Source organism: Pseudomonas sp. NPDC096925, assembly GCF_044762545.1.
Taxonomy (GTDB): Bacteria; Pseudomonadota; Gammaproteobacteria; order Pseudomonadales; family Pseudomonadaceae; genus Aquipseudomonas.
On the sequence record NZ_JBIWEM010000008.1, the window covers coordinates 206,942 to 228,340 of the forward strand.

The window sequence follows — 21,399 nt, forward strand, 5'->3', positions numbered from 1 at the left end:
CAGTCCAACCGTGGTCCGGCTTCCCCTTGGCCGCTTCTTCCCCTCTATTTCACGCCGATCAAGGATAGACCATGCGCCTACCTTTGCCGTCCGATCTGCCCGCTACCCTGCAACCACTGGTCGCGCGCAACCAGCAATTCATCAGCGATGCCGTGGCTGCCCACCCGGAACTCGACCTGCAGGCCTGGAGCCCGCTGCACCGGCAACAGTTCGACCAGGTTGCCGCCGCCAGTGACTTCGTGCTCGGCCTGGCCCGGCGCGAGCCGGCCATGTTGTTCGGCCTGCTGGCCAGTGGCGAGCTGGACCGGCGTTACGCCGCAGGCGAACTGCGCGGTCACATCGCGGCAGCCGCCCAGGCGGCGCAGAGCGAGGACGAGCTGGCACGCAACCTGCGCCGCGAGCGCAACCGCCAGCAGATGCGCATCATCTGGCGCGACATCACCCGCCAGGCCGCGCTGGGCGAAACCTGCCGCGACCTGTCCGATCTGGCCGATGCCGCCATCGACGAAGCCTACCAATGGCTGTACCCGAGCCACTGTCAGCAGTTCGGTACGCCTGTCGGCAACCGCAGCGGCCAGCCGCAGCACATGGTGGTGCTGGGCATGGGCAAGCTGGGCGCGGTGGAGCTGAACCTGTCGTCGGACATCGACCTGATCTTCGCCTTCCCCGAAGGCGGCGAAACCGAAGGGGTGAAGCGCTCGCTGGACAACCAGGAGTTCTTCACCCGCCTGGGCCAGCGCCTGATCAAGGCACTGGACCCGGTCACCGTCGACGGCTTCGTGTTCCGTGTCGACATGCGCCTGCGCCCGTACGGCTCGGCCGGCGCGCTGGTGCTCAGCTTCAATGCCCTGGAGCAGTACTACCAGGACCAGGGCCGTGACTGGGAACGCTACGCGATGATCAAGGCGCGGGTGGTGGCCGGTGATCAGGCGGCCGGTGCGCAGTTGCAGGAGATGCTGCGGCCGTTCGTGTACCGCCGTTACCTGGACTTTTCCGCGATCGAAGCGCTGCGCACCATGAAGCAGCTGATCCAGCAGGAAGTGCGGCGCAAGGGCATGGCCGACAACATCAAGCTGGGTGCCGGGGGCATTCGCGAGGTGGAGTTCATCGCCCAGGCCTTCCAGCTGATCCACGGCGGGCGCGACCTCAGCTTGCAGCAGCGGCCTTTGCTGAAAGTGCTGGCCACCCTTGAAGGCCAGGGCTACCTGCCACCGGCCGTGGTTGCCGAACTGCGCGAAGGTTATGAATTCCTGCGTTATGCCGAGCACGCCATCCAGGCCATTGCCGACCGTCAGACGCAGATGCTGCCGGACAGTGAGACCGATCAGGCGCGGGTGGCCTACATGCTCGGTTATGCCGACTGGCAAAGCTTCCATGACCAGCTGACGCACTGGCGTGGCCGCATTGACTGGCACTTCCGCCAGGTGATCGCCGACCCGGATGATGAAGACGGCGAGGGCGAACTGGTGGTGGGGGGAGAATGGTCGCCGCTGTGGGAGCAGGCGCAGGATGAAGATGCCGCTGGCCGCCAGCTGCAAGAGGCCGGTTTCCAGCAGCCCGCCGAAGCCCTGCGGCGCCTGGCCGCGCTGCGCTCCAGCCCGCAGCTGCGTTCCATGCAACGGATCGGGCGTGAACGCCTGGACGCCTTTATCCCACGGCTGCTGGCCCAGGCTGTGGAACATGACAACCCCGATCTGGTGCTCGAGCGCGTGCTGCCGCTGGTCGAGGCCGTGGCACGGCGTTCTGCCTACCTGGTGTTGCTCACCGAAAACCCCGGCGCCTTGCGCCGCCTGCTGACCCTGTGCGCCGCCAGCCCGTGGATTGCCGAGCAGATTGCCCGTTACCCGCTGCTGCTCGACGAACTGCTCAACGAAGGCCGCCTGTTCAGCCCGCCACTGGCGCCGGAGTTGGCCAGCGAGCTGCGCGAGCGCCTGACGCGCATTCCCGAGGACGACCTGGAACAGCAAATGGAGGCGCTGCGCCACTTCAAGCTGGCCCACAGCCTGCGCGTGGCCGCCTCGGAAATCAGCGGCAACCTGCCGTTGATGAAAGTCAGCGACTACCTGACCTGGCTGGCCGAAGCCATCCTCGACCAGGTGCTGGCCCTGGCCTGGCGCCAGACCGTGGCTCGCCACGGCCAGCCCAAGCGTAGCGACGGCAGCCTGTGTGACCCAGGCTTCATCATCATCGGCTACGGCAAGGTGGGCGGCCTGGAGTTGGGCCACGGTTCTGACCTGGACCTGGTATTCATCCACGATGGCGACCCGCAGGCCGAAACCGACGGCGCCAAGCCCATCGACAGTGCGCAGTTCTTCACCCGGCTGGGCCAGCGTATCATTCACCTGCTGGCCACTCAGACCAACTCGGGCCAGCTGTATGACGTGGACATGCGCCTGCGCCCGTCGGGGGCCTCGGGCCTGCTGGTGAGCTCGCTGGGCGCGTTCGAGCGCTACCAGCAGAACGAAGCCTGGACCTGGGAGCATCAGGCCCTGGTGCGCGCCCGGGTACTGGTGGGCTGCAAGCAGGTGGGCGCTGCATTCGAAGGCGTGCGCGCCAAGGTGCTGGGCCAGGCCCGCGACCTGGAAAAGCTGCGCAGCGAAGTGAGCGAAATGCGCGCCAAGATGCGCGATAACCTCGGCACCAAGGCTACCGCTGCCGGTACCGCGGCCAATGCCTTCGAGGCCGGTGTACCGTTCGATATCAAGCAGGATGCGGGCGGTATCGTCGATATCGAATTTATGGTGCAATACGCCGCTTTGGCCTGGTCTCACGACCATCCGGCCATACTTCGATGGACCGATAACATCCGCATTCTGGAAGAGCTGGAGCAGGCAGGGTTGATGCCGGCCAGTGACGCGGTGCTGTTGCGTGAAGTGTACAAGGCGTTCCGCTCGGCCTCGCACCGCCAGGCCCTGCAAAAGCAGGCCGGGGTGATCGATGCGGCGCAGTTTGCCGATGAGCGCCGCGAAGTGCGGCGGATCTGGGGTGAACTGGGCCTTACCTGAAGGCCCCGCCAACCCTGTGGGAGCGGGTTCACCCGCGAAGAAGGCCACGCGTTGCCTGGCACCGGCTTCGCCGGTGTTCGCGGGTAAACCCGCTCCCACAGGGTCTGCAATCAGCGACGGATATGCCTGAGTGGTACACTGTCCGCCACATAGCCTGAATATAAAGAGGGGAGGCCAGGCTGTACCGCAGCCTGCAGCCTCCCCGAGCGTTTCTGGACTAAGCATGAGAATACTGATCATTGGCCCCAGCTGGGTCGGCGACATGGTGATGGCGCAGACCCTGTTCCAGTGCCTGAAACAGCAGCACCCCGACTGCGTGATCGATGTGCTGGCCCCCGAGTGGAGCCGGCCGATCCTCGAACGCATGCCCGAGGTCCGTCAGGCCCTGAGCTTCCCGCTCGGCCACGGCGCGCTGGAACTGGCCACGCGGCGACGCATCGGCAAGTCCCTGGCCGGCCAGTACGACCAGGCCATCCTGCTGCCCAACTCGCTGAAGTCGGCGCTGGTGCCGTTCTTCGCCGGTATCCCCAAGCGTACTGGCTGGCGCGGCGAAATGCGCTTCGGCCTGCTCAACGACGTGCGCAAGCTGGACAAGGCCCGCTACCCACTGATGATCGAGCGCTTCATGGCCCTGGCCTACGCGCCCGGCGCCGAGCTGCCGCAGCCGTACCCGCGCCCCAGCCTGCAGATCGAAGCGCAAAGCCGTGATGCTGCCCTGGCCAAGTTCGGCCTGGAGCTGGACCGCCCGGTGCTGGCGCTGTGCCCCGGTGCCGAGTTCGGCGAGGCCAAGCGCTGGCCGGCCGAGCACTACGCCACCGTGGCCGATGCGATGATCCGCCAGGGCTGGCAGGTGTGGTTGTTCGGCTCGAAGAACGATCACCCGGTCGGTGAGCAGATCCGCGATCGGCTGATCCCGGGCTTGCGAGAAGAATCGTCCAACCTGGCCGGCGAAACCTCGCTGGCCGAGGCCATCGACCTGATGTCCTGCGCCCATGCCGTGGTGTCCAACGACTCCGGGCTGATGCACGTGGCCGCCGCGCTGAACCGCCCGCTGGTGGCGGTGTACGGCTCGACCTCGCCAGGCTTCACCCCGCCGCTGGCCGAGCACGTGGAGGTGGTGCGCACCGGCATCGAGTGCAGCCCGTGCTTCGACCGCACCTGCCGCTTCGGCCACTACAACTGCCTGCGCCTGCTGGAACCGGGCAAAGTCATTGCCGCCCTGCACAGCCTGAGCGGGCCGGACCTGATCGATACCGTGGCCGAGGTCGACTAAGTGCGGGTACTGATCATCAAGACTTCGTCGCTGGGTGATGTGATCCACACCTTGCCGGCGCTTACCGATGCCGCCCACGCTATCCCGGGCATCCGCTTCGACTGGGTGGTGGAAGAAGGCTTCGCGGAAATCCCCGGCTGGCACCCGGCGGTCGACCAGGTGATCCCGGTGGCCATCCGCCGCTGGCGCAAGAACCTCTGGCAAACCATCAAGAGTGGCGAGTGGAAGGCGTTCAAGCAGCGAGTACGCGAGCGCAAGTACGACCTGGTGATCGACGCCCAGGGCCTGGTCAAGTCGGCCTGGCTGACCCGCTACGTGAAGGCGCCGGTAGCTGGCCTGGACCGCTACTCGGCCCGTGAAGGCTGGGCCAGCCGCTTCTATGACCGGCGCTTGTCGGTTGCCACCGGGCAGCATGCGGTGGAGCGGGTGCGCCAGCTGTTTGCCATGGCCCTGGCCTACGACCTGCCGGAAGGCATCGGCAACTACGGCCTCGACCTCGAGCGCCTGCAATTACCGCCAGCCGCCCCCTATGTGGTGTTCCTGCATGGCACCACCTGGGCGACCAAGCACTGGCCCGAAGCCTACTGGCGCGAACTGGCCGAACGCATGGGCCGGCGCAAGCTGGAGGTGCGCCTGCCGTGGGGTAACCCGGCCGAAAAGGCTCGGGCCGAGCGCATCGCCCAGGGCTTGAACAATTGCCAGGTACTCCCCAAATTGAACCTTGCCGGCGTCGCTCGCGTGTTGGCGGCGGCAAAAGCCTGCGTGGCGGTCGATACCGGCCTTGGCCACCTGGCGGCGGCACTCGATGTGCCCACCATTTCGCTGTTCGGCCCGACCAACCCGGGCCTGACCGGCGCCTACGGACGGACCCAGATACACCAGGCCAGTGACTGGCCCTGCGCGCCCTGCCTGCAGAAGAAGTGCACCTACAAACCGAGCGCCGACGACCTGCGCCGGTTCGATCTCAAACGCGAGTGGCCGCTGTGCTTCACTCGCCTGAATCCCGAGCATGTGGCGAGCCGCTTGAGCGCGTTGCTGCTGGCTGAGGATGTCCGTTGATGCAACTGGCTTTCGTGCTTTACAAGTATTTCCCCTTCGGCGGGCTGCAGCGCGATTTCATGCGCATTGCCCTGGAATGCCAGAAGCGGGGCCACCAGATTCGCGTGTACACGCTGATCTGGGAGGGTGACATTCCGCCGGGCTTCGAAGTGCTGGTGGCGCCGGTGAAGGCGATTTTCAACCACCGCCGCAACGAGAAGCTCAGCGCCTGGATGGCCGCCGACCTGGCCAAGCGCCCGGTCGACCGCCTGATCGGCTTCAACAAGATGCCCGGGCTGGACGTTTACTACGCCGCCGACGGCTGTTTCGAGGACAAGGCGCAGACCCTGCGTGGCGGCCTGTACCGCCGCTGGGGCCGCTACCGGCACTTTGCCGAGTACGAACGTGCGGTGTTCGCCAAGGACGCCCATACCGAAGTACTGATGATTTCCGAAGTGCAGCAGCCGCTGTTCATCAAGCACTACGGCACCCCTGTGGAACGTTTCCACTTGCTGCCACCGGGCATTTCCCAGGACCGCCGCGCGCCGGCCAACGCCGGCGAAATCCGAGCCGAGTTCCGCAAGGAATTCAACCTGGGCGATGACGACCTGCTGCTGGTGCAGATTGGCTCGGGCTTCAAGACCAAGGGCGTGGACCGCAGCCTCAAGGCCCTGGCCGCACTGCCATCGGCCCTGCGCAAGCGCACCAGGCTGATGGTGATCGGCCAGGATGACCCCAAGGTGTTCCAGCTGCAAAGCGCTACCTTGGGCCTGGGCGAGCAGGTGCAGTTCCTCAAGGGCCGCAGCGACATCCCGCGCTTCCTGCTGGGCGCCGACTTGCTGATTCACCCGGCGTACAACGAGAACACCGGCACGGTGCTGCTCGAAGCGCTGGTGGCTGGCCTGCCGGTGCTGGTCTCCAAGGTGTGTGGCTACGCCCACTACATTGCCGAGGCCGACAGCGGCCTGGTGCTGGACGAGCCGTTCGAGCAGGAACAACTCAATGGCTATCTGCAGCGTATGCTCGAAGACCAGCAGGCCCGCGCCAGCTGGTCGCGCAACGGCCTGGCGTTTGCTGAAACCGCCGATCTGTACAGCATGCCGCAACATGCTGCCGACGTGATCCTGGGGCAGGAGTCTGCATGAAGCTGATACTGGCCGAACCGTTCAAGCGCCTGTGGGCCGGGCGTGATGCCTTCGACGCCGTGGAGGCGCTGCAAGGCGAGGTCTATCGCGAGCTGGAAGGGCGTCGCACGCTGCGCACCGAGGTCGCTGGCGAGGGCTTCTTCGTCAAGATCCACCGCGGCATCGGCTGGGGTGAGATCTTCAAGAACCTGCTAACCGCCAAGCTACCGGTGCTCGGCGCCGGCCAGGAATGGCAGGCCATCCAGCGTCTGCACCAGGTTGGCGTACCGACCATGACTGCCGTCGCCTATGGCGAGCGGGGCAGCAACCCGGCCGCTCAGCACTCGTTCATCATCACTGAGGAACTGGCGCCGACCATCAGCCTGGAAGACTTCAGCATCGACTGGGTCAGGCAGCCACCGGAGCCACGCCTGAAGCGTGCGCTGATCGCCGAGGTGGCGAAGATGACCGGCGGCATGCACCGCGCCGGGGTCAACCACCGCGACTGCTACATCTGTCACTTCCTGCTGCACACCGACCGCCCGGTGACGGCGGAAGATTTCAAACTGTCGGTGATCGACCTGCACCGCGCGCAGACCCGGGCGAAAATCAGCCGCCGCTGGCGCGACAAGGACCTGGCCGCGCTGTACTTCTCGGCCCTGGACATCGGCCTGACCCAACGCGACAAGCTGCGCTTCCTGCGCGGCTACTTCCAGCGCCCGCTGCGGCAGATCCTGAAAGAGGAAGCCGCGCTGCTCGCCTGGCTGGAGCGCAAGGCGCAGAAACTCTACGACCGCAAGCAACGCTATGGGGATGCACTCTGATGGCGGGGTGGACACTGGCGCCGGGCTACGAACACCTGGCGGTGGACTTCGGCAGCCTCGATGCGGTATTTGCCCTGCAAGGCGAACGCCTGACCCGCGACCCGCTCAGCGAGGTGGTGCGGATCACGCGTGAGGGGGTCAATTACTACGTCAAGCGCTACACCGGGGCCGGCAAGCACATGCGGCGCTACCTGGGGCGGCCGCGAATCAAGGCCGAATGGCAGAACCTCAAGCAGTTCCACAAGTGGGGCATCCCCACGGCCGAGGTGGTGGCCTGGGGCCTGGAGCGCAATGGCCTGGCCTTTGGCCGGGGCGCGATGATCACCCGCGAACTGCCGCGCACCGAAGACCTGTCGGCACTGGCCGAGCGCAACGATGCACGCCTGGCCGACCGTGCCTGGGTCGGGCATGTCAGCAGCCAGCTGGCGCGCCACACCCGGATCATGCACCAGCACCATTTCGCCCATAACGACCTGAAGTGGCGCAACCTGCTGGTCGACGATCAGGGCACGCTATTCTTCATCGACTGCCCCACCGGCGATTTCTGGCGCGGCTTCATGTGGCGGCACCGGATGATCAAGGACCTGGCCTGCCTGGACAAAGTGGCCAAATACCACCTGTCGGCAACCCAGCGTCTGCGTTTCTACCTGCAATACCGCGGCCGCGACCGATTGAATGTGCGTGACAAGAAGCGCATTCGCCAGGTGGTGAGCTTTTTCGAGGGAAGGGAATGACCGATTACCTGGCCAGCGCGGACCTCGCGCTGCTCAAACGCCATGGCCTGGACGACTTCGAGGCGCTGTGGGCGCTGCAACTGGATGCCGTGGACGAACCGAACACCGGTCGCGGTGGCTGGAGCAGCGTGTTTCGCCTGGAGCTCGAAGGCAAGGGCTACTACCTCAAGCGCCAGAGCGACTACCTGACCCGTACCCTGCACCGGCCGTTCGGCGAGCCGACCTTCGCCCGCGAATTCCGCAACATCAGCCGTTACCAGAAGCTGCACATTCCGGCGTTGCAGGCGGTGTTCTACGGCGAGCGCAAGCAAGGCGGCACGCACCGGGCGATCCTGATGACCCGCGCCCTGGACGAATGGGCCGACCTCGACAGCCTGCTGGCCCGGTGGCCACAACTGAGCGATGCTGAACGCAACGGCGTGCTGCAGGCCTGCGGCCAGCTGGCGCGCACCCTGCACAGTGCCGGCCAGGTGCATGGCTGCTTCTACCCCAAGCACATCTTCCTGCGCCAGCGCCGCGATGGCTGGGACGCGCAACTGATCGACCTGGAAAAGACCCGACCCCTGCTGTTCGGCATGCGTGACCGCCTCAAGGACCTGGAGCCGCTGCTGCGTCGCGCCCCGGCCTGGAGCGAAGGCGATGTGCGTACATTGCTGGCCAGCTACCTGGCGCAGCCGGCCGATGGCACGCTGGTCGATACCTGGCTGCAACGCCTGACGCAACGCCGTCGTGAAAAAGAGGCCCGCTGATGCGTTTGTCTGAATTGAAAGAGGCCGGGCGCAACCCCTCGTTGCCCCTGAGCATCACCCTGGCCGATGCCGCCGGCACGGCTGACCTGCAATTGCTCAGCCTGCTGCGCGTGCTGCCGGGCCAGCGCTATGTGGGCGCCGGCGTTTGGCGCGGGACCCCAGTGCTGGCCAAGCTGCTGGTCGGTGGTAACGCTGCCCGGCATTTCCAGCGCGAACTGCAAGGCGTGAAGCTGCTGGCCGAGCAGGGCCTGACCACGCCGAAGCTGTTGGCCGACGGCCTCAAGGAAGGCGAAGGCGGCTGGCTGTTGTTCGAGTTCCTCGACGGTGCCGAAAGCCTGGCCGATGCCTGGGCGGCAGTGGAAAACCTGCCGGTGCTTGCCGACGAGCAGCACCTGGTGCTGGGCGAAGCGCTCACTGCGGTGGCGCACATGCATGCCCAGGGCCTGTGGCAGGAAGACCTGCACCTGGACAACCTGCTGCGCCACGGCGGCAAGCTGTACCTGATCGACGGCGCCGGGATCAAGGCCGAAACACCTGGGCAGCAGCTGTCGCGCCCGCGTGTGCTGGAAAACCTTGGGGTGTTCTTCGCCCAGCTACCCAAGCGCCTGGAGCCGTTCATCGAAGAACTGCTGGTGCACTACCTGCTGGCCAATGCCGAGCATGCGTTGCCGCTGGAAGCCTTGCAGAAGCAGGTGGACAAGGTGCGCAGCTGGCGCCAGAAGGACTACCTGGAAAAGGCTGGCCGTGAATGCAGCCTGTTCAGTGTCGAGCGCAGCCTTTCCGGCCTGCGGGCGATCCGCCGCAGCGAGGTCGAAGCCATGCTGCCGGTGCTGGAGCAGGCCGACGCATTGATCGACCAGGGCCACCTGTACAAGACCGGTGGTGCGGCCAGTGTGGCGCGCATCGAGGTTGGCGGGCGCACGCTGGTGCTCAAGCGTTACAACATCAAGAACACCGCACATTGGTTCAAACGCTTCTGGCGCCCGAGCCGTGCCTGGCATTCATGGATCGAAGGCCACCGCCTGGAATTCCTCGACATCGCCACGCCGCGTCCGCTGGCAGTGCTGGAGCAGCGGGTGATGGGTTTGCGCAGCCGTGCCTACCTGGTCACCGAGTATGTCGATGGCCCGGACCTGGCCGAGTGCTTCGCACCCTACGTGGACAACGGTGATGCGCCCGAGGAGCAGGTGGATGCCTTGGTGCATGTGATGCAGCAACTGATTCGCGAGCGCATCAGCCACGGCGACTTCAAGGGCCACAACCTGTTCTGGCACAACGGCCAGTGGTCACTGATCGACCTCGATGCCATGTGCCAGCACGCCACCCAGCTCAGCTTCGCCCCGGCCTACGCCCGTGACCGGGCGCGGCTGCTGCGCAACTGGCCGAGTGGCAGTGCCTTGCATCAGCGGCTGGACCGGTTGCTGCCCAAGCTGGCCGAGTAGTCCGCCGGCAGTGCCAGCCAGTCGCTGCTGCGGCCGGGTTGGCGCACGCGGATGCGCCACTGGCCATCCTGCTGGCGCAGCACGGCCCAGGCCTTGACCGTGCTCAGGGCCTGCCCGGCGATTTGCAGGTGATAGTGGCCGGCCAGCAGATGCCGGCGCACCGGCAGCTGATTGTCGGCCAACTGCAGGTAGAGCTGGCCGTTGGCGTCAAACAGGTCTGCTTCACTTTCGACTGGCACACCTTCGCGCGGTGGGGCCAGGCGGCAGTCCGCTAACAACTGCTCGATGTCGGGCAAGCCGTCGTACCAGAGCACGGGCGAATCGACCACCCAGGAACCGTCGGCCAGGCGTTTGACTGGCAGCTGTACGTAGGCGTCAGGCTGTCGCGGGTCGAGTGCACGCCAGCGCTGGCCGTCGAAATGGACGTTGTACACCCGGCCTTGGCTGTCCTTCACGAAGTACCGATCGGGCCCGGGTGTGGCACTGATGTACTCATAGACCTGTTCGCCATGTACCCCCTCTATCCGGTAGCGCAGCTTGGCCAGGTCGACGGTTGCCGCATGGGTTTGTGGCAATGGCCTGGGCGGTTGTGGCGGCAAACCACGAAGGGCCCGGCGCATCAAGGTAGAGCCGGCAAAACTGTTGAGACCGTCGCTGGCATGGCTGAGCGCCGCGATGGCGTGGTGCAGGGTTGCCTCATGGTCGTTCTTTTCCATGGCCTCGAAGCCGTCCCATATGGAAATGCCCATGCGTCCGAACGCCAGCGCCGACATGGCAGGTGCCGGCAGTACCAAGCTGACCAGGTCGAGTATGAGGCGTAGCGTGGCCAGGCCGAACTCGCCCAGCACTTCTCGATTGCTGCGGCTGTTGGTGTCCGCCTCGGCGATCAAGGCATGTACCTCTGCCCGGTAAAGGGCATTGAACAGATTGCCGGGGATGATCGGCCTTTGCACATGCGGCCCCAGGCGCCCCTTGCTGAACAGCGTTTCAAGGCGCCTGGCATCGGCGCCAGGGGCGCGCTGGATGAAATACTGTTGCAGTGCGGGGTTGCCACGCACTGCCCGCAGCATGTCGCGGGCATTGCGGAATTCGCGCCAGGCACGCCGGTCTGGTGCATCCGGCGTGTAGATCACCAGCGAAGGTTGATTGGGGCTTTCGGCATTGAGCAGCAGCACGCCTTGCAGCGTATGCCCGTCCACAACCAGCTGGCGAACGACGATGTGCTGCCCGTCGATGGGCGGGCGGCGGCTGCTGTCGGGGTAGTCGACAACTGCCTTGGCCCAGTGGTAACCCTGCTCCTGCTGGCCGGGCAGGAAGTGCCCGACGTAGCGAGCCTTGGCCGCCTCGGCGCGCATGCGTGCCCGGTTGATGTTGCCGTGGGCCTCCATTCGCCAGTTGGCCGATGGGGAGTCCAGCAGGTGTGTGCGCAGGTAGCGCTCATAGCCGCTGCCGGCATCGAGCTTGCGCACCAGTGTCCTGACCTGTTCGGGGGACAGGTTCGCCAGTGCGGCGCCAGTGTCGTCGTGTACCCGTGCCGTCAGCCAGTAATCCACGTCGAACCAGCTGATGTTGAGCAAGGCCAGTTCGTCCAGGCGGTAAGTGACCGCCACCATTTCGACGGTGTCGCCCACTTGCGGGCGGGCGGCGGCGGCGATGTAGCTGGACGGTGACAGGGGATTGAGCAAAGGCCCGCGCCGACGAGCCAGGGTGACACTGATGCAGATGCGCTGCGGCGGTATGCTGATGGCCAGTGTTCGTGCCAGCTGTTTGGCGAGCCGCGCACGCACCCAGGCCTGCAAGTGGTGGCGTTCGCGAAACTGGTCCAGGGTCAGCAGCCCTGGTGCGGCGGCCTGGGTGATAGCCCCGGCCAGTTCCTGCATGGTTTGCATGATATGCGCCAGGCCTTGTGGGGGCGTATTGCGCAGCCATGCTGGCAGGTGCTTTTCGAGCAGCAGGGCGTAACGTGTAGCCAGGGCGTGCTTGCTGCTCATCAAGCCGGTGAGCGACTGCTGGCTGGCCAGCGTTGCTCCGAGCTTGTCCAGGTCAGGTAGCTGGGCATGTTGCCATGCGGCTTGCCAGGCCAGTGTCAGCCGCTGGTGCTGGCAGTCTGTCAGGTCGCGTACCTGCTGCGCCACCAGATCGTCGGCAAACCACTCATAGCGCAAGCGGTCGGCTTGCATCAGCCATTGCTGGTCCTCCGTGCGTGGCAGCATTTGCAGGAAGGGCTGGATTTGCAGCCAGTCGTCGAGGCGCTCGCAGAGTTCGACATGCAGCTCGGCAAGGCTGTCAAACCCTTCGATGCCGTGGGCGAGGCTGCAGAGCAGCGCCTTGCCGGTGACTTTGCCCGGGATGGCATCGCTACCTTCGGGGCCGTCGGCTACCAATATCAATGTGCCTGGCAGGGCCAGCCTGCGCTGGGGGCTGAGGCTGCTGAATACCGGTCGGTAAGCCTGTGCCTTCAACTCGCTGGGCAAATGTGGTCGCTGCCAGGGCAACGGCAATTCGAGGTAGGTGCGCAGCAGGCTGATGTGCTGATAATCCAGGGTCTGGTCGGCCAGGCGCAATTCCAGTTCCGCCAGCAATTGTTCCTGACGCAGCTTGTGTAACCGTTGGCGCCTGCTCTGGCTGCCTCTGGGGGCTTCGTTCCAGAACAACGCCAGGTCGTTGAAGAAACGTTGGCGTAACCGGGCGGGCGCCAGCCCGGCCACAAGGGTGGGTTGCCCGTGGTGCAGCGCACTGATGCTGGCATCCAGGGTTTCGAGGCGTTGCAAAGGGGTCATGGCAGGGCTCCGTGATCAAGGGAGCCAACCATGGCGGCCCGCTGCAACGCAGCGGTGGTAGCGGGCTACCGACGCGGCAGCAAGCCTTTGAGGCCCAACCCCGCCGAGACGCCAAGGCCAAGCCAGGCGAGGCTGTCCCACAGGCCGTCGCCTAGCAAGGCGGCGAACAACCCGGTGAAGCTGAGCAGGGCGATCAGTGTGGGCCAGGCGAAAATGTGCCGAGAGGATCGTGACCGGTGGCTCATGCCCTTGCCTCCCGGGGTTTGCGCTGTTTGCCCCACCACAGGTAGAGCCCGCTGCCGAGCACGATGATGGTGAGCACGTCGAGCACTGCCCAGAGGATTTGCATCGGTCTACCGCCGTAGTCGCCGAAGTGCAGCGGTTGCGAAAGGCCCATGGCGTCCATGTACCAGGGGCGTTCGCCGACGGCTGTAACCGCCAGGGTGCGGGCATCGATCAGAACCGGTGTGAACAGGTGCGAACTCAGGTGCGTGGCGCCGTTCATGAACACTGCATAGTGGTGCTCGCTGGAGAAGCGCGTGCCGGGGAAGGCGATGAAGTCCGGGCGCATGCCTGGGGCGGCCTGTTCGGCAATCTCCAGCAGGCGTGAGGCTGGTGCGCGCTGGGTGAGCGGTGGCGCGTCGCGGTAAGGCGCGACCATGGCGGCCAGGCTGTCGTTGCGCCAGGCCGCGATGACCAGGTCGGACAGGGCACTGATCACACCGGTTACGCCTACCGTCAATGCCCAGGCCAGGGTCACCACGCCGATCAGGTTGTGCAGGTCGAGCCAGCGCAGGCGACGGGACTTGTCGTGGCGCACCGTGGCGAAGTCCAGGCGGCGCATGAACGGCGCATAGAGCACGGTGCCGGAGATGATCGCCACGACGAACAGCACGCCCATGAAGGCCAGCAGCAGCTTGCCGGGCAGGCCGGCGAACATGTCCACGTGCAGGCGCAGCATCACCATCATGAAGCCGCCATTGGCGGCCGGCATGGCCACCGCCTCGCCGGTACGGGCATCGAGCATGAAGGTGTGCGACAAGTTGGGGTCGGTGCCGGCGGTGGCGGCGGTGATGGCGACCACGCCGTTGGGTTCTTCCTTGTCATGGCCGAAGTACTGCATGACCTCGCCAGGGCGGTGCTGTTCGGCTTTGAGTACCAGTTGCTGCAAGTCGAGATGTGGCGTGCCTGCTGGCATTTCACGCAGTTCGGGTGCGTCGCCGAGCAGGTGTTCGAGTTCGTGGTGGAAGATCAGCGGCAGGCCGGTGACTGCCAGCAACAGCAGGAACAGGGTGCAGACCAGGCTGCTCCAGGTGTGGACCACGGACCAGCGGCGGATGGTTGGGCTTTTCATCACGGTACCGATTAATGCCTGATGGGCACAGGGGCCGCAAAGCGGCCCCCGTTCACTCAGAACTTGTAATTGACACTGGCCACCACGTTGCGCTCGTCGCCGTAGTAGCACCAGTAACCGTCACAGTTGGCCAGGTAGTCCTTGTTGAACAGGTTCTTCGCCTCTACGGCTACCGTCAGGCCTTTCATGCTGTTGTCCAGGCTACCCAGGTCGTAGTGCACCGAGGCGTCATACACCGTGTACGAGCCCACATGGGCCAGTTCGGTGTTGGCGGTATTGCCGTAGGTGTCACCCACGTAGCGCACACCGCCGCCAATGCCGAAGCCGTCCAGTGGCCCGCTGTGCCAGGTGTAGTCGGCCCACAGGGTTGCCTGGTTGCGCGGGATCAGCGCCATGCGATTGCCTTTGTCGTCACCCTTCAGGATCTCGGTGTCGGTATAGGTATACGATGCGATCGCCTTGAGGTTCTCGGTAACCTGGGTGGAGGCTTCCAGTTCCAGGCCGCGAACCTGCAGTTCGCCCACCTGGCGGGTGATGCTGCCTTCCGTGACGCTGACGTTCTGCTGCTTCAGGTCATACACCGCTGCAGTGAGCAGGGTGTCAGTCCCGACGGGCTGGTATTTCACACCCACTTCATACTGACGGCCTTCGGTCGGTTTGAACGACTCCGTGGAGTTGAAGTTGGCACCACTGGCCGGCTGGAACGACTCGGTGTACGAAAAGTACGGCGTAATGCCGTTGTCGAACACGTAACTCAGGCCGACGTTGCCGCTGAAGGCTTTGTCGCGCTGGGTATTGGTGGCGTCGTTGCTGTTATGGAACACAGCGCCGGTGTGTATCCAGTCTTCACGACCACCCAAGGTCAGGCGCCAGTTGTCGAGCGACATCTGGTCCTGGACGTAGGCGCCTGTCTGGTGGGTTTTCTGCTGGAAGTCCTGCATGGCGAAGTAGGTGACGTTCGACAGGTCGGCGCCATACACCGGGCGGTTGACGTTGATCGGTGGCACGCCCATGCCATACAGCCACTGATAGTTGGTATTCGAACGCTGATGGTCCAGGCCCAGCAGCACGGTGTGGCTGATGTCGCCGGTCTGGAAGTCGGCCTGGAAGTTGTTGTCGACGGCGAACTGGCTGATGTCTTCGTTGACGATACCCGACTCGCGGTTGACGTTGCCATCGGCGTCGATGCTGTTGACGGTTGCCACCTGCACGGCCTGGAACGACAGGTCGCTCTTGGTGTAGCGCAGGTTCTGGCGGAACTGCCAGGTGTCGTTCAGGCGGTGCTCGAAGGCATAGCCCAACGCGTAGTAAGTGCGGTCGTAGAAGTCCCAGTCCGGTTCGCCAAGGTTCTTGTGGTGGGAAATCTTGCCGGTCGGTCCGTCCAGTTTGGTGCCTTGCAGCGGCAGGAACTGGCCGGTGATACCAGTATCGTCCCGGGTGTACTGGGAGATGAAGGTCAGCTTGGTATCGTCATCGATGTTCCAGGTCAGGCTAGGTGCGATGTTGTAGCGCTTGTCCGGGATGTGGTCGACGGGTGAGTTGCTGTCACGCACCACACCACTTACGCGGTAGAGAAACTTGCCTTCATCGTCGATCTTGCCGGTGCTGTCGAAGTTGATCTGCTGGTGTTCGTTGCTACCCACCTGGGCTTCGATCTGGTGCGCACTTTCAAATTGCGGCCGGCGGCTGACCATGTCGAGCAGGCCGCCCGGTGGTGTCTGGCCATACAGCGACGACGCCGGGCCGCGCAGCACGGTAATGCGTTCGAGGTTCCATGGCTCGACCTTGGGGTTGGCGAACGAGCCCTTGGGCAGCGGCAGGCCGTCAAGGAACTGGGTCGGCTCGAAACCGCGTATACGCAACCAGTCGGTGCGCGAGTCCGAACCGTAACCGCTGCTTTGCACGCCTGCGGTGTAGCGCAGGGCGTCATTGAGGTTGAGTACCTGGCGATCATCCAGTTGCTGGCGAGTGATGACGGTCATCGAACGTGGGGTCTCGACGATTGGTGTGTCGGTCTTGGTACCCGCGGCAGTGCGTGTGGCCACGTAGCCGCTGGAGCTACCCCAGGCGCTTTCATAGCTGGAAGTCGCATTGATAGCAGTCTCCGGTAGCGCCAGTGTCCCTTCTGGCGTGGCCACCAGGCTGTAAGTGCCCACGCTGCTTTGCTGCAGCTGCAGGCCAGTGCCGCGCAGGGCCGCCTGCAGGGCGCCGAGGCCATCGTAATGCCCGCTTACCGGGGCCGAGGTGCGGCCGCTGACCAATGCCGGGTCGATGGCCAGGGCGATGCCGGCCTGGCTGGCGATCTGGTTGAGGGTGGTGGCCAGGGGGGCGCCGGGCAGGTCGTAGGCGTGTGGAGCGGATTGCTCGGCGGCGAACAGGGCAGGGCTGGCCAATGGCGCGGCCACGGCGATGGCCAGGGCCATCAGGCTGGGGCGCAGGATACGATCAACAGCACGGGACATGCAGCGGCTCCTCGACGGATAAGTGCGTTCTGCTTCCTTGCCGAGCGAGATTTGAAAAGTGACAGGGTGAATCTGAAAAAAAGTGAGAATTATTTGAAGTTGGTTTTTGCCTGTACCGGCCCTTTCGCGGGTAAACCCGCTCCCACAGGGATCGCGGAGGCTTTGAGGCTGGTGCAATCCTGTGGGAGCGGGTTTACCCGCGAAGAGGCCGGTGCAGGACTACTTGGGACCGACGGTCACCCACCACTGGGTATGTCGCTCGACCTTCACCGGCAGTGCCGGCACCAGCGACGCCAGCGCCAGGTCGGTGTCGGTCAGCGGGAAGCTGCCGGTGACACGCAAGTCGGCGACCTCGTCGTCTACCCCGAGGTAACCGCTGCGGTACTGGCCAAGCACGGCCAGCAGATCGCCCAGGCGCACGTTGTCCACCACCAGCATGCCGCGGGTCCAGGCGTCGGCACCGGCGGGGACCGCGCCGATTCGGCCGAGACCATTGGTGTTCATCAGCACCTGCTGGCCTTCACGCAGCACCTGTTCGTCGCCGCTGTTCAGCGGCATGGCGGCGACCGAGGCTTGCAGCACCTCCAGGCGTGTACCGCCGTCCTCACGGCGCACCAGGAAGCGCGTGCCCAATGGGCGCAGGCTGCCATCCTCGGTGCGTACCAGCAGCGGGCGCGAGTCCTGGTGGCCGGTTTCGACCGAGATCTCGCCCTGGTGCAGCACGATCACCCGTTGCTCGCCTGCGTAGTCGATATCCACGGCAGTGTGGCTGTTCAGGCTCAGTAAGGTGCCGTCTTCCAGGCGCAGGGTACGCAGTTCGCCGGTGGCGGTGCGCTGGTCGGCCAACCAGTAACTGGGTGCCAGCGATGGTGCGCCGACCCAGGCCAGCAGCGAGCCCAGTAGAAACATGCCGGCCAGCCCGCTGCCGACCTTGCCGATACGTCGGCGCAGGCCGGCGCGCGATTGCAGCAGGGCCTGGCGTGCGGGAACTGCAGCGGCGCTGACGCGCTGGTCCATGGCGCCGAGTTGGCGCCATGCGCGGGCGTGCTCCTCGCTGGCTGCATGCCAGCGCATGAATTCGCTGCGCTCATCAGGTGTACCGCTGCCACTGTCGAGGCTGAGTTTCCAGGCAATGGCGGCTTCCAGTACCCGGGACGAAACCGGTGCACTGCTCACGTCGGCTCCCCGTACAGGGCCACGTAGCACTGGCGCATGCCCTGGGCGATGTACTGGCGCACCCGCGACACCGAAACCCCCAGGCGCTCGGCGATTTCGGCATGGCCCATGCCGTCCAGGCGATTGTGCAGGAATGCTGCGCGGGCCTTGCTCGACAGCTTGCCGAGCAGGCGGTCGATGGCCTTGAGGTCTTCGAGGATCAGGTGCTGCACTTCTGGGGACGGTTGTTCGGCTTCCGGCATCAGTGCCAGTTCGGCCAGGTAGGCCTGTTCCAGCGCGGCGCGGCGGAAGTGGTCGAACATCAGGCCCTTGGCCACGGCGGCCAGGAAAGCACGGGGCTCGCGGGGCCTGACCAGTTGCTCACGGCCGAGCAGGCGCACGAAAGTGTCCTGGCTCAGGTCTTCGGCACGTTGGCGGCAGGCCATGCTGCGTTGCAGCCAGGCAAGCAGCCAGCCGCGGTGGTCGCGGTACAGCGCACCGACCAGATCGGCGTGTGGGCTCTGTGCAGAAGACAAGCAGCGTTCCCCCCGGAACGTAGGTATTAACTAACGATAATTATTCGCGATTGTTGCAGAGGGGAGGGTGTGGGTGCAATGGACGCTTATCGGATGGCTAGCATCCAAGGTCATGCAGATTTGTTGCCTGTGTTGGCCTCTTCGCGGGTAAACCCGCTCCCACAGTATTTCCAGGGTTTCAAAGGTAGTGCAGTCCTTGTGGGAGCGGGTTTACCCGCGAAGAGGCCAGCAAGGGCAGCGCAAAGCTACAGGCCGTGATTGTGCACCTTGCGCCTGCGCCACCCGCGCAAGCGCTGCTCCAGCTGCAACGGGCTGTCCAGCTGTTGGCGCCGGGCCTGGCTGAACAGGATCAGCGCCAGCTCGGCGGTCACCAGGGCATCGGCGCTGGCATGATGGCGCTCCTCCACCTGAAGGCCAAACCGCGTCACCCAGTCATCCAGCCCGGCCTCGCGCAGCACGGTGTCGGGGTTGAGCATCGGCGCCAGCTCGGCAACATCGAGGAAGGGCGACTGCAAGCGATAGCCCAGGCTTTCCTTCAGCGCCCTGGCCAGCATGCGCTGGTCGAACGGTGCATGGAATGCCAGCACCGGGCTATTGCCAATGAAATCGAGCAAATCGAGCAAGACCTCGGCCGGGTCGCATCCGGCAGCCAGGGCACTCGGGCCCAGGCCGTGGATCAGCACGCTGGCGTTGGTCTTCTGCAAAGGTCGGTGCAGGGTGCGTTCGAACTGTTGGGCAAAATCGATGGCGCCATCTTCGATGGCCACGGCGCCAACCGACAGCACCTGGTCACGGTTGGGGTTCAGGCCGCTGGTCTCCAGGTCGAGCACCACCCAGCGCTGCTCGCGCAGGGTACACACCCCCAGTGGCGCGGCCTTGGGCAGCCGGGCCAGGCGCTGGCGTGTGGCATGGTCCAGTTCGGGTGCACTGGGGCGCAGCCAGGCAAACAGGCTCATAGCTGGTACCGCAAGGCCAGGCTGCTTTGCAGGCGCTGGGCCTGGCGCAGGGACTCGCGCAGGATGCGCCGGTCCAGGTGGTTGAGGCTGTCCGGGTCCAGGCGGTTGGAATAGGGCAGGTTGTCGCGGGTCTGGCGTTGGTGCTGCTGCATGCGGGTTTGCTGGATAAAGTGGTAGGCCTCTTCGTACGCTGCGCCGTCCAGTGCCTCGATCACGCCCTTGGCCACCAGCTGGCGCAGGCGTTCCAGGGTATTGCAGGCACCGATGCCGTTGGCCAGGGCCAGCAGCCGGGCGCCATCGACGAAGGGCGTCAGGCCCTGGACCTTGAGGTCGAGGGTGGCGGCCTTGTCGTTGCCCTGACGGGTCAGCACGAACTCGCGCAGGCGGCCCACCGGCGGGCGTTGGCGCAAGGCGTTGTCAGCCATCATGCGCTGGAAGATGCGGTTATCGGCCACCTGGTCCAGCAGGCCCTGGCGCAGTTGCTCGCAGCCTTGCTCGTCGCCCCACACCACGCGCAGGTCGAAATAGATGCTCGAGCCCAGCAGGTTCTCCGGGCTGGCTTCGCGGACAAAACCGGCAAAACGCCGCGCCCATTCACTGCGCGACAGGCACAGCTCGGGGTTGCCGGCCATGACGTTGCCCTTGCACAGGGTGAAGCCGCACTGGGCCAGGCACTGGTTGATGTATTGCGCCAGCGGCAGCAGGCGGACGCGGATGGCGTCGGCTTCGGCGCTGTCGGCGGCTTCGAAGAGGATGCCGTTGTCCTGGTCAGTGTGCAGGGTTTGTTCACGTCGACCTTCGCTGCCAAAGCACAACCAGCTGAACGGTACGCCCGGGTCACCGCGTTCGGCCAACGCCAGCTCGATCACCCGGCACACGGTGTGGTCGTTGAGCAGGGTGATGATCTGGGTGATCTGTGTGGACGAGGCGCCGTGGGCGAGCATGCGTTCGACCAGCTGGCTGATTTCGCCGCGCAGCGATACCAGGGTGTCCAGGCGTGGCGCATGGCGGATGGTACGCGCCAGGTGCACCAGGTCTACCCGTTGCAGGGAGAACAGGTCGCGCTCCGAAACCACGCCGCACAGGCGCCTGTTTTCAACCAGGCACACGTGGGCGATATGCCGTTCGGTCATGGCCATGGCTGCGTCGAAGGCGCTGGCCTGGGGGCTGAGGTAGAACGGCTGGGCGGTCATGTGCCGCGCGATGGGTGCGCCCAGGTCGGCATCGGCCGCAGCCACCACCTGGCGCAGGTCGCGCAGGGTGAAGATACCGGTGGGGTAGCGCTGCGGGTCGACCACCACGATACTGCCAACCTGCTGCTCATGCATCAGCCGCACGGCATCGCGCAGGGGCGTGTCGGCGCTGCACACCACCGGGTGGCGCATGGCCAGTTCCCCCAATGGCGTGTTCAACGAATACTGGGTGCCGAGGGTTTCCACCGCGCGCTGGCGTACCTGCTGGTTGACCTGGTCGAGCAGGCTGCTGACCCCGCGCAGGGCAAAATCCCGAAACACTTCGGACATCGAGAACACGCGGATGAACGCAGGCTTGTTCAGCTGCAGGCAGAAGGTGTCCTCACCGGCCAGGTGCTCGGTGCGGGTCGCCCGCTCGCCGAGCAGGGCAGCCAGCGGGAAGCATTCGCCGCTGGTAATTTCGAAAGTGGTCTCCACACCAGGCTTGACCAGGTGCTGGCGCTCGCCTACCACGCGGCCCTGCTTGACGATGTAGAAGTGCTCGACCGGCCCGTCGGCAGGTTTGACGATGCTCTCGCCGCTGGCATAGAAGCGCAGCTGGCACTGTTCGACCAGGTAGGCCAGGTGGCTGTGTTCCATCTGGTTGAACGGCGGAAATCGCTGCAGGAACTGCAGGGTGCCCTGGATGTTCTGCAGCACTGCTGTCCTGCCCGCCTGGCTGTAGGCGTCCTTTTTGCTCATGAAACTGACCGTATCGCTGTGCCGAACTATATA

The 21,399-nt window shown here is 65.0% G+C and carries 16 protein-coding genes; 8 read left to right on the forward strand and 8 right to left on the reverse strand.

From position 1 onward, the window contains the following. Positions 1-71: 71 nt before the first annotated feature. The 8 genes from glnE (at position 72) to ACIQYU_RS21520 (ending at position 10,189) form a co-directional block, all read left to right on the forward strand. Positions 72-3,005, forward strand: a complete 2,934-nt coding sequence (gene glnE / locus ACIQYU_RS21485; protein WP_402802084.1) for a bifunctional [glutamate--ammonia ligase]-adenylyl-L-tyrosine phosphorylase/[glutamate--ammonia-ligase] adenylyltransferase — start codon at positions 72-74, stop codon at positions 3,003-3,005. 223 nt (positions 3,006-3,228) lie between these two features. Then, positions 3,229-4,278: a lipopolysaccharide heptosyltransferase II gene (gene waaF, locus ACIQYU_RS21490; RefSeq protein WP_063914530.1), complete on the forward strand. Its 1,050-nt coding sequence runs from the start codon at positions 3,229-3,231 to the stop codon at positions 4,276-4,278. Next, on the forward strand, positions 4,279-5,337 hold the full coding sequence (gene waaC / locus ACIQYU_RS21495; RefSeq protein WP_207833956.1) for a lipopolysaccharide heptosyltransferase I: 1,059 nt from the start codon (positions 4,279-4,281) through the stop codon (positions 5,335-5,337). Then, positions 5,337-6,461 (forward strand): glycosyltransferase family 4 protein, encoded by a 1,125-nt coding sequence (locus ACIQYU_RS21500; RefSeq protein WP_013970538.1) that lies wholly within the window; start codon positions 5,337-5,339, stop codon positions 6,459-6,461. Before waaC ends, ACIQYU_RS21500 begins: the two co-directional genes overlap by 1 nt. Next, on the forward strand, positions 6,458-7,264 hold the full coding sequence (gene rfaP, locus ACIQYU_RS21505; RefSeq protein ID WP_207833964.1) for a lipopolysaccharide core heptose(I) kinase RfaP: 807 nt from the start codon (positions 6,458-6,460) through the stop codon (positions 7,262-7,264). The genes ACIQYU_RS21500 and rfaP overlap by 4 nt, the downstream gene beginning before the upstream one ends. Further along, the gene (locus ACIQYU_RS21510; RefSeq protein WP_233688027.1) at positions 7,264-7,998 is read left to right on the forward strand and encodes a lipopolysaccharide kinase InaA family protein; all 735 of its coding nucleotides are present in this window, start codon (positions 7,264-7,266) and stop codon (positions 7,996-7,998) included. The genes rfaP and ACIQYU_RS21510 overlap by 1 nt, the downstream gene beginning before the upstream one ends. Beyond that, the gene (locus tag ACIQYU_RS21515) at positions 7,995-8,747 is read left to right on the forward strand and encodes a lipopolysaccharide kinase InaA family protein (RefSeq protein ID WP_207833974.1); all 753 of its coding nucleotides are present in this window, start codon (positions 7,995-7,997) and stop codon (positions 8,745-8,747) included. Before ACIQYU_RS21510 ends, ACIQYU_RS21515 begins: the two co-directional genes overlap by 4 nt. Then, on the forward strand, positions 8,747-10,189 hold the full coding sequence (locus ACIQYU_RS21520) for a lipopolysaccharide kinase InaA family protein (RefSeq protein ID WP_333957109.1): 1,443 nt from the start codon (positions 8,747-8,749) through the stop codon (positions 10,187-10,189). Before ACIQYU_RS21515 ends, ACIQYU_RS21520 begins: the two co-directional genes overlap by 1 nt. Here ACIQYU_RS21520 and ACIQYU_RS21525 read toward each other — a convergent pair. The 8 genes from ACIQYU_RS21525 to ACIQYU_RS21560 all read right to left on the reverse strand — a co-directional run bounded on the left by ACIQYU_RS21525 (position 10,150) and on the right by ACIQYU_RS21560 (position 21,366). After that, the gene (locus tag ACIQYU_RS21525; RefSeq protein WP_402802093.1) at positions 10,150-12,969 is read right to left on the reverse strand and encodes a dermonecrotic toxin domain-containing protein; all 2,820 of its coding nucleotides are present in this window, start codon (positions 12,967-12,969) and stop codon (positions 10,150-10,152) included. The genes ACIQYU_RS21520 and ACIQYU_RS21525 overlap by 40 nt on opposite strands. A 65-nt stretch (positions 12,970-13,034) precedes the next feature. Continuing rightward, positions 13,035-13,214, reverse strand: coding sequence for a hypothetical protein (locus tag ACIQYU_RS21530; protein WP_063914538.1), 180 nt, complete (start codon positions 13,212-13,214; stop codon positions 13,035-13,037). Beyond that, positions 13,211-14,323: a PepSY-associated TM helix domain-containing protein gene (locus ACIQYU_RS21535; protein WP_402802095.1), complete on the reverse strand. Its 1,113-nt coding sequence runs from the start codon at positions 14,321-14,323 to the stop codon at positions 13,211-13,213. The genes ACIQYU_RS21530 and ACIQYU_RS21535 overlap by 4 nt, the downstream gene beginning before the upstream one ends. Positions 14,324-14,379: 56 nt before the next feature. Beyond that, positions 14,380-16,785 (reverse strand): TonB-dependent siderophore receptor, encoded by a 2,406-nt coding sequence (locus ACIQYU_RS21540; RefSeq protein ID WP_402802098.1) that lies wholly within the window; start codon positions 16,783-16,785, stop codon positions 14,380-14,382. A gap of 219 nt (positions 16,786-17,004) precedes the next feature. Next, positions 17,005-17,961: a FecR domain-containing protein gene (locus ACIQYU_RS21545; protein ID WP_402802100.1), complete on the reverse strand. Its 957-nt coding sequence runs from the start codon at positions 17,959-17,961 to the stop codon at positions 17,005-17,007. After that, a complete protein-coding gene (locus tag ACIQYU_RS21550) occupies positions 17,958-18,476 on the reverse strand; it encodes an RNA polymerase sigma factor (RefSeq protein WP_063914542.1) in 519 nt (172 codons plus the stop codon). The genes ACIQYU_RS21545 and ACIQYU_RS21550 overlap by 4 nt, the downstream gene beginning before the upstream one ends. 245 nt (positions 18,477-18,721) lie before the next feature. Continuing rightward, positions 18,722-19,432, reverse strand: coding sequence for a PolC-type DNA polymerase III (locus ACIQYU_RS21555; protein WP_402802104.1), 711 nt, complete (start codon positions 19,430-19,432; stop codon positions 18,722-18,724). Next, the gene (locus ACIQYU_RS21560; RefSeq protein WP_233688021.1) at positions 19,429-21,366 is read right to left on the reverse strand and encodes a putative nucleotidyltransferase substrate binding domain-containing protein; all 1,938 of its coding nucleotides are present in this window, start codon (positions 21,364-21,366) and stop codon (positions 19,429-19,431) included. Before ACIQYU_RS21560 ends, ACIQYU_RS21555 begins: the two co-directional genes overlap by 4 nt. Positions 21,367-21,399: the final 33 nt, after the last annotated feature.